We start from the raw sequence: 13,202 nt of genomic DNA, 5'->3' as shown, positions 1-13,202 counted from the left end.
GTTTGAATAATATAAGAAAATTTATTGTAAAAACAGGGAGATTTTCTCTCCCTGTTATTTTTGTGGTTGTATTTTTTATCAACCTATCTTTTGGAACAGTAAATGTCCATATTTTAAAGCTGTTTAGATTAATATTTGAAGACAGTGCTGAAAAATATATGATTTGGAATTTAAGGTTTCCAAGAGTACTTATGGCAACGTTAACAGGAATAGCTTTGGCCGTTGTAGGAAATGTATTCCAGGCAATTATGAAAAATCCATTAGTTGATCCTTATCTTGTTGGTACATCAGCTGGAGCAAGTTTTGGAGCATTGCTTGCGGTTTATTTTCTTGTAAATACAACTCTTCACGTTAGCATACCAACTATGAGCTTTATTTTTGCAGTTTTAGCCTCGTTTCTCACGATAACACTAGCCAAGAAAGAAGGTGTAATACCTGTCGTACATCTTGTTTTGAGCGGTGTACTTGTCAGCACAATGTTCTCGGCAGGTAGTATGCTACTGCTTAATATAGCAAACAAAACACTTGTAACAGGTCATGTATGGCTTTTTGGTTCCTTTTCCGGTCTGACGATTAAGGATACTATTCTACCTTCCATATCTCTGCTGATCTTTGTCTTTTTTGCACTCGCTTACAGCAAGCAGCTCGATGCAATGACATTGGGTGAAAAGGAAGCAAAAAGCTTAGGCGTAAATGTAGAATTTATCAAGTGGTTGTTCTACTTACTTGGCTCATTTGTTACCGCTGTATTCGTTTCAAAAACAGGTGTGATAGGTTTTGTCGGATTGATAGTTCCTCATATGGCGAGAATAATCGCTGGGCCAAAGCATAAAAACAACATCATCACCACTATGTTCATAGGTGGAATGTTCATGTCTGTTTGTGACACCTTGGCAAGAACCATCCTGAACCCTGTAGAAATTCCAGTTGGTATAATAACCTCCCTCATAGGTGCTCCATTCATGTTTTGGCTAATGAAAGTAAAAGGAAAATGATGTGCCTTAGCCCTTCTTGTAATACAATTGTGGTATAATACTGTCATAGCTAACACATAAATAATAATTTACACAGCCAATAGTATTATATCTACTCTTTTGAGTAGAACAATTTGTATCTTGAACCAAGGTTCTTTGAGAAATCCGATAAATTAAAGTTTTTGCAAAAAATACCTGCTCTCTGTTTTTAAAGTTGTTTTCAATCTATTGAAAAAACACGTGTTAGAAGGAGGGACTTTTTATATGAAAAAGAGGTATCTTCATCTTTGTGCTTATGGATTGCTTGTGGTAATGATTTTCTTAGTGTCTTTACTTGTGAATTCTTGTGTAGTACAACAAACTCCACAAATAACTTCTCTCTTATACGAAGGTAAAGATTATAAGAACGAAAACTTTTTAGAAATAAAAAGAACCAAAGAAATTGAAGTAAAAGTAACAGGTGTCAACGGAGGAATTTATTTATGGAAAATAGACAACATTGTTTTCGTTAATGAACAAGGAAAAAACAAAATAAAATTCAAAGATTATGAAAGTTCTTCGGAGCTGAAAAACAGACTGAGTGAAGAATTTTTTAAGACACCACACCAGTTGACAATATCTGTAAGTAGTAATAACAAAACAGCAAGTATCACGAAACAAATCAAGATAATAAACGAAGCACCAGAAATAACAATAAATCCGGACAAGATAGGACCTGAAACCTCGGTTGTAAACGTTAAAATAATCGATCCGGAAAATGACATTATAGCGATTTCTAATACTGAAATAGTAGACACAAATGGAAAAGTTTATTGGTCAGCTAAGGAAACAGAACTAAATATAAACCTCACATCACTTAATCTCGTGCCAAATGTTTATATATTGAGAGTTTATGCAAAAGATCAATACGGCGCAGAGGCAAAATTGGAAAAATATATAAGACTAAAGCAAACATATTCAATAATAGCTGTCAGATATGAAGAAAAAAACCTTAGGTACTATGACGAGCCATTTGTTGTAAATCGTTATGGCAAGTTTAAAGTTACAACTGATATAGATACCAAAGCAACTTACAAGATAGAAATTGGAGAACTTAGTTATATAAATTTGGATTCCATAACAACTAATTCAACAGAAGTGTCCTTCGAACTGAAAAAATACAATAACAACAAGGATGTACCTTGGGATGAATACTTCAGCAAAGACAAGGTAGTTAACTTAAAGATTGATTTATATAACGATAAGGGCATTCTCCAAGACTCGTTTGTCAAGAAGATCAAGATAATAAACGAAGCGCCTTTGATCAAAGTTGATGTAGATCCAATGTCAAAGACCACAAGATACGCTACTGTAACGATCGTTGAGCTTGACAATGACGATGTCCAATCCACAATAAAATTGATAAGAAAAGGTAATCCAGATACGGTTATCGAAGAAAAAATTAACGTACTTAGCTGGTCAAAAAGAGTAGACACCTTAGACAAAGGTTTGTATGAAATACATGTAGAAGCCAAGGACAAATTTGGCAAATCGAATAACGTTTCAGAGGGTATAAATTCATCACCTGTGAATGAAATACTAAGAGTCAAATACGAAGGACAAAGCATGGAATACATGCAAGAACCTGTGAAGGTAAACAGAGTAGGAGAATTTGATATTGATGCAAAAGACACAACAAATGCAAAATACACTGTCAAAATCGATAAGATAACATTACTCAATCAATCTACAGCAGATACTTTCAAGCTAAAGGATCACAATAGTAAGCTTGAGTTAAGTAGTGACTTCTTCAATATGAATCATACACTCACAATAGAACTTTACAGCCAACAAAATGGCTCAACTGTTTTACAAGATTCGTTCACAAAAACAATCAAAATTGCAAATTTACCACCAAAGATCGAATTTAACTACGACAATGTTTCTAAGATTTTAACCGTAACGATTTCTGAACCAGAAGGCGATAATATCGTGTATAAACAAGGTCAACTAATCGATTCTTCTGGAAAGGTAATATCTACTTGGACAGACCTTTCTAAAGAAATAAACGTTGCTTCTCTTCCAAGAGGGAATTACACAGTTGTTGTTATGGCAAGAGATGAATTTGGTGCCGAACAAGAAAGAAGGCAGGAGATAACGTCTTTAACTTACCAAAATAATCCACCATCTGTTTCTATTTTGCAACCTTACAATAATGAGAAAACACCGGTTTCTCTCACTGCACGCTGGAGGGGACAAGACCCTGATAATGGAGATGTTTTAAGATACAAGCTTGTGTTAAAAACAAATGGAACCGATGTTTTAACAATCGAAACTACTTCAACAGAAGCAATATTACCGAATCTTAATTATGACACAACATATTCTATTCAAGTAACAGTGTACGATTTACAAAATGCTTCTTCAACAGCACAAGTTACCTTCAAAACAGTTTCTTCACCAAGATATTCGTATATCCTTTCAAAAAGTTTTGACGGTAAATCAGTAATAAATATAGCAAATACCTATAGTCTTCCAACTGTAAAAATAGAAGGTTTTGTCGCTTTGATTGATAATGTATCATTCACTGATTTTGATGTGGCCGAAGATTATATCTATGCTGTCGGAGGTACGAATCTTTATGTTATAAACGCTTCCGACAAGTCTAATCCAAAAATCGTGAAAAAGGTAGACCTTGGGACAACTCTTAGTGCCATTAAAATCTACAAGAACTACGCGATCATTGGTGAAGGAAGCAACGGAATTCGCCTTGTTGATCTTACAAATCCATCAGAACCAATATTGACAAGTAAAAACTTTGGAAAGACATTAAAAACATTTACTTTACCTGTAAATTCTGTGTTTAGCAAGACAAGTAAGACAACAAACTCTAAGATAAATATTACACAGGGTAAAATAATGACTATAAAGCTGGCTGCTGACAGCGCTTACATTGCTAACAACATTGGTGGACTACTTAGACTAAATCTATCAAACGTTCCAAATATTACAATAAATGATATAAGATTAATTTACGACAACCAAATCAACGATCTGGAAATAGGTCAGTTCAATAACGAACAAGTCATAGCGCTCGCCGTAGGCAAAGATGTGAAGTATGTGAAACTTGCAGATGCGGAAAGATCTGATGGAGAATTACCTCCAGCCTCCATCACGTCTTTGTCAGGTGGTACATTTGATACAGAAGTGAAAGGCGTAAGAATATACAACAATAGTTTGTACGCATTTACAATCGACAGAATTAGAAAATGGACAAATAACACATCAGGGAATAACATCGAATACGAACCAGGCTCTCAATTCAATGACTTGCTCTTTGTGGGTGATAATTCAGTTGTCTTAGATGGTGGTAGAGGTTTAATTACATATAGAAATGATTCAAAATACGAACCAGATAAGATGTACAAATTACTTGATTTAAACTATATCAACAACTTCTTGTTTGGTGTCGGCGATGGTTTTTATTGTAACGGACTTTACGTTATAGATTTAAGAAACGTGCTTGAACCTACTGTTCGTCGTTACGATACTGGCGAATACTTTAACAAAATCGATGTGAAGTTGAAAGCTGTACCAAAAACTAGTTCCGAAAAAGTAGCTAAAATAGTCGTTGCAAACACTGAGACAATATCTGCCAAATTGTACGATTTCGATTACGCAAATTTAACTTTATCACAAGTAAAATCGTTGAATCTCACAGGTTACCAAGCTTTATACGATGTCGCAATAGATGCACAAGGAAGAGCTTATGTACTTGGTCGTAAAGCAGGCAACAATATTATTGAGATCTTCGATCAAAATGGTAATACAATAAGGTCATCGGTCTTACCAGTTAATGTTGATCAACGAATACCAAAAATAAGCGTTCCGATGCAAGAGGCGGTTGAACCGAGAAGTATACAAGTCGTTGTTGATTATTTGTCACAATCTCAGAATCCTTCCTATTTACTTGTTACATGTGGGAGAGCGGGAACAATTAGATACAAATTGGGTGTAGATTCCAGTGGTAATATAACAAGCTTGTCACAAGACTTGGAAATTCCAACTACGTACTACGTTGTGGTTGAAGAACAAGGAGGGGGAACGTATAGACTTCAAAGGTATAACCCAGGTATAGATTCCGCTGTAGCAGTAGACAAGTATTTTGACAGAATATTCATCGCAGATGGTGACTATAACGGAATTTGGATACTTGATAGAAACGGTACAAACTTAATTGAAAAAGAAAGCGATGATTTAAGTAAAACCCCGTTGTTTGCGGGTGCGCCAGCAAGAAATATTTCATGGTTTGGCGATTTGCTCTTTGTTTCAGGTGGTGGAAGTGGTGTTAAAATAGTAAGTATTAGAAATTTAGGAGCATTTGATGCTACGCGTGACATTATTAGTATTCCTTTTAACGGACTGACTTATGCATTCCATACTGAGGCAGATGCAAGAATCATGGTCGTGGGAAGTGATAAAGGTTTGTTACTGTACGATATATCTGAGTTCCCAGTTGTTAAACCTATCTCAACACTGAACTTACCAATGTTTAAAATAATAAGCAAATAAGCTAAGACAAGCCCTCTTTACGAGGGCTTGTTTTATTATCTCTTAACTACGTTTGTTTTTGATGATATAATTTAATTTTAGATCCATAAATCAAATTGGGGAGGAATATATAGTGATAAGAGCTATCAATCTCACAAAAAAATTCGGAGATTTTACAGCAGTAAACTCAATAAATCTGGAGGTTAAAAAGGGAGAGATCTTTGGTTTCCTTGGTCCAAATGGTGCGGGTAAAACCACAACTATTAGAATGCTTACTGGTGTATTGAGACCTACTTCCGGAATTGTTGAGATACTGGGGATGGACATGAAGACCCACGAAATAGAGATTAAAAGAAGGATAGGTGTTGTTCCTGATGAACCAAGGATATACGAACATCTTAAAGGGAGCGAGTTTCTGGATTTTATAATCTCAGTGTACAGATTAGATAAAAGCAGTCTACATTCCAGAATAGGAGAACTATGTAAAGTTTTTGGTATAGATTATCTTGATAAATTTGTTGGAGAAATGTCGCATGGGATGAAACAAAAGCTTATGCTGGTTTCTGTGTTGATGAGAAAACCGGAAGTGCTTTTCTTGGACGAGCCAACGGTCGGTCTTGATGCAAGAAGCGCGAGGATTTTAAAAGAACTTTTAAGAAAATACGCAGAAGAGGGAACAACTGTATTTATGACTACTCATATACTCGAGATAGCGGAAAAAATGTGTGACAGAGTTGCAATAATTAACAAAGGACAAATTATTGCAGAATCGAGTATAAATGATTTGAAAACTAAATATGGTAGTTCCTTGGAAGATATATTCCTTACCCTGACCGCTTCCGAAGATATAAAAAGTCTTGTTGACGAATTGTGAAATTTTGGGAGTGATATTCTATGAGAGAGCTTGGGTTGTTGATGAAATACATTGGGCTATCAATAAGTGGTGTTCCGCACAAAAGAAAGAGTGTTAAAAAAATAAATTATGCTCGGAGATATCTGGTTTCACTTTTACTCGGCAGTTTACCGATAGGTGTGTTTATCTATATTTCAAATTACGAGTTGTATAGCAAGCTTTACAACCAGCTAAAAATATTCCCTCAGGTTCAACAAGTTGGCACAATGATGTATTTAATGAGTGTGACAATGTTCTCTCTTTTTTATATCGTTGGATTTGTTGGAACTGGAATGTATGCCTTCTCAAAAAGCGAGGAAATGGAGTTTCTTCTTACACTGCCTATAAACAGGAGAGTACTTACTATTTATAATCTGATAGTTTCACTATCAAGTCAACTTGTAACTGTTGTTTTCCTTTTAGGAGCTACTCTTGGATACATGAGCGGTTTTAAGAATTATTCAGTTGATTTCATTTTGAGAACTATTTTGCACTTTTATTTCCTGACCTCGATGTCTGCACTATTTTCAGTGCTTGGAGGCGGTGTTAGTTCAAAGAGTTTCGTGAGAAAACTGAATGTGATTATAACTTTATTTTTGATATTTATTTATCTGGGTTTCATGTATCTTCAAGATATTGATGTAGAAAAACTTGGAAAAAATGCAAATATTGCAAGGTGGCTATCGTTTACAGCATCAAAGTGGAATGTAATTACTTGGTCTTATTCAGAAAACAAAATTTTATTGAGTATGTCGATAGTTATTTCTCTTGTTTCTACGCTACTTTTTTGGTTTTATTCGGAAAAAGTAGTTTACGAAAGTGATAGAATAAAACTTAAGAATAATCTAAAAGTTAAGGATTACGTCAAAAAAGGCAACTATGCTTCGAGAATTGGTGCAATCTTGTGGAAGGATCTTAAGTTATTGTTAAGAAACGAGCAGTTTATTTTCTTAATATTGTACCCATTAGCATTTGGAATTTTCATGATCTTGATTTCAGGATATTCTATAAGTTCAACAATGCCATTTATAGCTATAGCAGTATTCTACTGTGCGATGGAATCGGGTTTGATTACTATGAATGAATTTAAATACAAGGAATTACTAATGACTTTACCTACAAAAAGACGAACTATTATAATGCCAAAGTTGATCGTGCCAGTTTTGTTGAATATGCTTTTGTTTTTCTTAATTAATGTCTTTGCTTTAATATTCGGTAGGTTTAACAAAACAACGCTTTATTTTATACCAATTTCAACATTACTTTTTGCTCTTAGTGCACTAATTGGATCATATTACAGTATCACAAAGCCGGGGAAAGCCAAAAATCAGCCGTTTTCAATGTCTGCTACATTTATGATAGAAGGTATCACTATAGGACTTGCATTTGGAATGATTTATCCAACGAGTATCTTGTTTTCCAAAAATGTTGTTAGAGGATTAAGAATTTACGTTTCCTGGATTGTATTCATTTCATCTCTATTGTTAAGTTTTGTACTTTTGTATGTGTATTATCGTAAACTCAGAAAAATACTGGGGTCAAACGAAATTTGAAATTCAAAAAAGTACCGCAATCGCGGTACTTTTTTCGATCAACTTCTATATTCTCCATATTTCATGATATTCATGAGCTGTATCGCAGTATTCGCATACAAATTTACCATCTACCTGAACGAACGATGAATAAACGTTTTCCCCATGTAATGGATTTGTAATACAATTTTCGTTCTTACACCTTATCTCTTCAAAATTGTATATTCTTGGAGGAAGTTCTAATCTGTATTTTTCTGTGACTCTTGCATCTTTGATTATATTCACAGTTGTGTGCGGTGATATAGCTGCAAGTTTTTTTATTTCTTTAAATGATAAGTACCTATTTGGTAAGCTTATGTATCCTTTGAAGTTTCCATCTGCTGATTTGAAGATTCCATCTGCGCTATCAATATCGTACAATTTCAGTATTTTTCTTATTTTAACTATCGTACTGTAGATTTCTTCTGGAGATTTACCCTTGGCAATATGATCGATGACTGTGCCATTATCTACAGGTTTTATTCCTCTTTTACCCTCTTTTTGTACACCCTTAGTACCATCTGTAATTGGAGCCGGAACTATAAAATCGTCTGGCTTTTCCTCATTTTTAACTGTGGTATCAAAAGGCGCTTCAAGTGCTCCACCTAGCATTGATAAAAGGATTACCCTAACCCAGTAACCGTTAATAGCTTGGTGTTCCCATCCGTTTAACGGTAGTGTATCAAGAAAAGTGGGGATCTCAGGATCCACTTTTGGCCGTGGTAGAGGATGGTAAAATTTCGTACCTTCCAAAATCTTTTCGAGCATGTCTTTTCTAAATGTAACGGCTTTTTTAAGCATTTGTGCTTTCTCAAGGATATCTTCGCCCATCCTCTCAAGTTGTAATCTGGTAAAATACCAGATCAAAGCAGGTCTTGTGGAAGATAGATACTCGTCCAATGAAGAAAATGTGTTAACTTCAAATCCATTTCTTTTCATTTTTTCTACATAACTCTTTGGCATTTGTAGCTCTTGGGGAGCAACCAAATCAACTTTGACGTTCTTAAATACTTTTAACCCGTCTGCTTTTGAATGCACGGTCCGTCCATGTAATAAATCCCCCACTAAAGCTATGTGAATATAGGAATTGTCAAAATTCATCTGTTCAAGAAAAGTGAACTCATCGAGCAACTCTTGGGTCGGATGTTCGTGTTTACCATCTCCACCATTTATGAATGCTGGCTTTGGTATGCCATGTCTTTCGGCAAATTCTCCAACTTTTTGCTCAAGTAACCTACAAACACCTTCAAGTCGTGTTCTTAAAATGAATATTGAATATTCGCTGTAGCCTGTTAACATATTGAAGGTATCCACATAACTTTCTTGCTTATTAAACGAAGAATGTTCAGAATCAAAGATATTTACCTTCGCGTTTTTATGAAATCTTGCCGCGTTTATAAAAGATTCTTTGGTTCTTGTTGATGGTTCAACAAAAACAATATAGATTCCTGTGTCACGCTTGATTTGAAAATCAGAGACATCTTCTTTTCTTTTAATCATTTCTTTCAACTTCTTAGTGTTCTGATACAAAAAAAGCTGCTCTTCAACTGAAAAGTCATTGATAACCGCAAGTGTTCTACCAAGAAAATCGTGTTTCATGCTTCCTCCCCCCACGTTTTTAAGTACAATTTCTTTATATTAAACCTTTGAGTATTATACCACAATTAAAGAAATTATCAAAAATAAAGAAGTAATTATAACAGCTGCAACGTTACTTTTGCTGGACTACACATTGTATTTTTTCATGCCAATCAAATATAAGAATCTTGAGATGATTATCAAAATCACAATTCCAGCTAAAATCAATATAATCGGAGGTATTTTGAATAAACCGTATAAAAGAAAAATGGTTAGTGAAACCATAGCTGTTGTAAGAGCGTATGGAATTTGTGTATTTACGTGATCCATGTGGTCTGCCCCAGAAAATATCGAAGAGAGTACAGTAGTATCCGATATAGGCGAGCAATGGTCACCAAATATCGCCCCAGCGAATACTGTACCCGCCATCACTGTTACAGAGAAAAAAGGTTCGCCTGTAATTTTGTAAGCTATAGGTACCGCAAGTGGCGTCATGATGGCCATTGTACCCCATGACGTACCTGTAGCAAATGATATAACCATTGATATGAGAAAGATGATTGATGGTACAAATGTAAACTTAGCATCTTCCTTAATAAGGGAAACAACATAATCTGCAAGTTTCATATCTTTTGTTACCGTACCAATGGACCAGGCAAGAACAAGAATAGCACACGCAAGTAGCATCAATTTCAAACCATCTAAAAACGTTTTCATCATTTCGGAGAGGCTCATCAATTTAAACATAGCAGCTATTCCCATACCAGTCAAAACCATAGCAAAAGCTCCCCACAACAGTGCCGTTGCAGCATCTGCATTACCAAGTTTGTCAATTAAAGTTGTCCCCCCTCCTTTGGCACCAGTGTGATAAAATCCCCAAAGTGTGACACCAATAAGGGCAAGAATAGGAAGAATAAATGTTAGGATCATAGGTTTAGTTTTAAGGGGTTCACCAAGTTCAAAATCTACATTCAGCATTGGAACCGCTCCGTCTCTATAGGTTTTTCCCTCTTTTCTTGCTCTAAGCTCTGCTTTCAACATTGGTCCAAAATCCCATTCGGTAATTGCAATCAAACCAACGAATAGCACAGTAAATATGCAGTAAAAATTAAATGGTATGCTTCCGAAAAATGCTTTTATTGGAGCTATTTCTGTGATATTGGCTGCTTCCATCCCTTTTTGAATCATAGATAATTGATAGGCTATCCAGTCTGATATGAAGAAAGTTGCCACGGGTGCTGAGGTCGAATCAAGAATGTAGGATAGTTTTTCTCTTGAAATTTTATGTTCTTCAAATATATCTCTTGTAACATTTCCAACGATGGCTGCATTAATATAATCGTTGAAAAAAACAATAATTCCGAGCAGCCAAGCCATTACATTCGCTGTTTTACGCGATTTGATCTTCCTTTTCGCCCAGTTGGAAAGCGCCGTACTACCGCCGAGTTTCCAAATGAATGCTATACCGGCTCCCATCAATAGGTTAAAAAGTAATAGTTTAGCATTCCATTCATCTGCCATTGAACCAATAATTTTTTCAAGAGAGTATCCTACAGCTGATACGGGATTAAATGAATTCAAAAGTAATCCGCCCGTGAATATGCCAAGAAACAACGAAAATAGTACGTTTTTTGTGATAAAGCTTAACATGATCGCTACAAGTGGTGGTAAAATAGCCCATGCAGTTCCTTCCATTAACTACACCTCCCCAAAAGAATGTACCTTTGCTCAAAATCTTATGACATTATACCACATACACCAGCGAATAATGCATTTTCGAAAATCTTGTAACATTGAAAACTTATGGTATAATTTTTCATTGATCTAGAGATATCAATGAAAGGAGATCTTATATGCATTATCCACTCCCGAGCTGGGTCTATGAAAGTGTTGTATATCAGATTTTTCCGGACAGATTTGCAATTGGTAATGGCAAAAATGTATACGATAAGGCGCATCTATACACAAAGCGTGGAGGAAAAGTTGTTGACTGGAACACCTTACCAAAGCATAAACCAAACATCGAGCATTGCTTTGAGTTTTGGGGAGGAGATTTGTGGGGGATTGCCGAAAAACTTGACTATATCAACGACCTTGGTGCTAATTTAATATACACAACACCCATCTTTTTATCTCCATCAAATCATAAATACGATACGGCTGATTACATGAAAATTGATCCGCAATTTGGTGGCCAAAGAGCTTTTATACATTACTTAAAACGAGCGAAAGAGCATGGTTTTAAAGTAATGCTTGATGGTGTTTTTAACCACTTGAGCAAAGAAAACAAGTGGTTTCAAAATGCGCTAAAAGGAAAAAGAAAACATCTCGCAAAGTTCTCAATTTATGAAGATGGATACAGAGCATGGCACAATGTCCCAGATATGCCAGAGTGGAACTGGGAAGAGACTTCTGTGAGAGAATATCTATTGAATGTTGTCGAGTATTACTTGAGACTTGGAACAGATGGTTGGAGACTTGATGTTGGTTTCGATGTTGGATATGTCAACAACGCAATTATTACTTCAAGGGCCAAATCTGTATCAATTGAGAAATATGTTGTTACAGAAACGTGGAACTTCCCTTCAAATTGGGAAGTAGTAGATGGTATCATGAATTATCATTTTCGAGAAAGTGTTATTGGTTGGTTAAAAGGAGATCTAAAAAATCTAGGTAGTGTTTTACAAGATGCATACAATTCTACACCAAATATATATGGTTGTTGGAACATGCTCGATAGTCATGATACACAAAGGATAGCAACTGTATTACCAGACAAAAGCCTGCGTAAATTGGCAATTGTAATTCAGTTCACGTATCCTGGGGTGCCATTTGTATATTACGGAAGTGAAATTGGTATTGAAGGTGGTTGGGATCCGGAAAATAGAGCACCAATGATCTGGGACGAGAGTAAGTGGGATAATGAATTACGTGATTTTTACAAGAAAATCATCTCAATAAGAAAGAAGGAAATTGCACTAAAGGTAGGACAGTTTAAAGTCCTAAGCGAGGAACCTCTTGCGTTTTTAAGAAAAACTCCTTACGTACTTGATGATATAATTGTTATAGTTAACAAGGGAAAAAAAACAGAATGCACCCTTTCAGTTCCAGATGGCCGATTACTCGCTGGTACGTGCTTTGTCGATTTGTTCACAAATGAGGAATTTTACATAGTAGGTGGCGTTTTGAGAACTAATGTCCCCGAAAAAGGATTTAGAATACTAAAAGCAGTAAATAAAATTAGAGGAAGTTACAATCAGTACAAGAGAATATATTAATTACTTTTAAAAGGTAGCCAAAAGGCTGCCTTTTTAATTTCTACGGATAACCCTTGAGTCTAATAGAAAGCAACAAATGCAACTTGGAAAGTATGTATACAATGAAAATTAATATTATTAATACAGTAACTAATACACTACCCTTACGCATGTGTTCACCTTCCCATACCAAACTCACTCTAATTTGTATTATATCTCAACCAACATTGCTAGGTAAAGCTTATTTTCTCTTTGCAAAGTAAAATTAATAATTTATTCGTTGAAAATGTTTATGTATATGATACTTTATTAAATGAAGAATAGATACTTTTGGCTGAAAATCAAATTTTTATACTCACAATCAGAATTTATAACTAACAATTGCCGTGGGGGTGAAAAG

General features: G+C 35.3%; 7 protein-coding genes. 5 read left to right on the top strand and 2 right to left on the bottom strand.

Going from position 1 to position 13,202, the window contains the following annotated elements:
- Positions 1-2: 2 nt before the first annotated feature.
- From N2Z58_06165 to N2Z58_06150, 4 genes are all read left to right on the top strand, one after another.
- Positions 3-995, top strand: a complete 993-nt coding sequence (locus N2Z58_06165; protein MCX7654242.1) for an iron ABC transporter permease — start codon at positions 3-5, stop codon at positions 993-995.
- Between the two features lie 243 nt (positions 996-1,238).
- A complete protein-coding gene (locus tag N2Z58_06160) occupies positions 1,239-5,525 on the top strand; it encodes a hypothetical protein (GenBank protein MCX7654241.1) in 4,287 nt (1,428 codons plus the stop codon).
- A gap of 112 nt (positions 5,526-5,637) precedes the next feature.
- Positions 5,638-6,378 carry an ABC transporter ATP-binding protein gene (locus N2Z58_06155; protein ID MCX7654240.1) on the top strand — a complete coding sequence of 247 codons (741 nt, stop codon included), beginning with the start codon at positions 5,638-5,640 and terminating at the stop codon, positions 6,376-6,378.
- Positions 6,379-6,398: 20 nt separating this feature from the next.
- On the top strand, positions 6,399-7,949 hold the full coding sequence (locus tag N2Z58_06150; protein MCX7654239.1) for a hypothetical protein: 1,551 nt from the start codon (positions 6,399-6,401) through the stop codon (positions 7,947-7,949).
- Positions 7,950-7,994: 45 nt separating this feature from the next.
- Here N2Z58_06150 and N2Z58_06145 read toward each other — a convergent pair whose 3' ends face one another.
- Together N2Z58_06145 and N2Z58_06140 are read right to left on the bottom strand one after the other, a co-directional pair.
- Positions 7,995-9,566, bottom strand: a complete 1,572-nt coding sequence (locus tag N2Z58_06145) for a bifunctional aspartate carbamoyltransferase catalytic subunit/aspartate carbamoyltransferase regulatory subunit (GenBank protein ID MCX7654238.1) — start codon at positions 9,564-9,566, stop codon at positions 7,995-7,997.
- Positions 9,567-9,692: 126 nt separating this feature from the next.
- Positions 9,693-11,240 carry a Na+/H+ antiporter NhaC family protein gene (locus N2Z58_06140; GenBank protein MCX7654237.1) on the bottom strand — a complete coding sequence of 516 codons (1,548 nt, stop codon included), beginning with the start codon at positions 11,238-11,240 and terminating at the stop codon, positions 9,693-9,695.
- 158 nt (positions 11,241-11,398) lie between these two features.
- On the opposite strand from N2Z58_06140, the gene aglB reads away from it, so the two are divergent.
- Complete coding sequence (gene aglB / locus N2Z58_06135; GenBank protein MCX7654236.1) at positions 11,399-12,823, top strand: cyclomaltodextrinase; 1,425 nt, start codon at positions 11,399-11,401, stop codon at positions 12,821-12,823.
- Positions 12,824-13,202 lie beyond the last annotated feature (379 nt).

It is taken from the genome of Fervidobacterium sp. (assembly GCA_026419195.1).
Taxonomy (GTDB): domain Bacteria; phylum Thermotogota; class Thermotogae; order Thermotogales; family Fervidobacteriaceae; genus Fervidobacterium.
The sequence above is the reverse complement of the archived record's forward strand: the minus strand, read 5'-3'. Positions and strand labels throughout refer to the sequence as shown.

Excerpts from the sequence above, each read along its gene's own strand:
- N2Z58_06150 (MCX7654239.1), top strand. The coding sequence starts at position 6,399 with ATGAGAGAGCTTGGGTTGTTGATGAAATACATTGGGCTATCAATAAGT.
- N2Z58_06140 (MCX7654237.1), bottom strand. The coding sequence starts at position 11,240 with ATGGAAGGAACTGCATGGGCTATTTTACCACCACTTGTAGCGATCATG.
- N2Z58_06160 (MCX7654241.1), top strand. The coding sequence starts at position 1,239 with ATGAAAAAGAGGTATCTTCATCTTTGTGCTTATGGATTGCTTGTGGTA.
- aglB (MCX7654236.1), top strand. The coding sequence starts at position 11,399 with ATGCATTATCCACTCCCGAGCTGGGTCTATGAAAGTGTTGTATATCAG.
- N2Z58_06145 (MCX7654238.1), bottom strand. The coding sequence starts at position 9,566 with ATGAAACACGATTTTCTTGGTAGAACACTTGCGGTTATCAATGACTTT.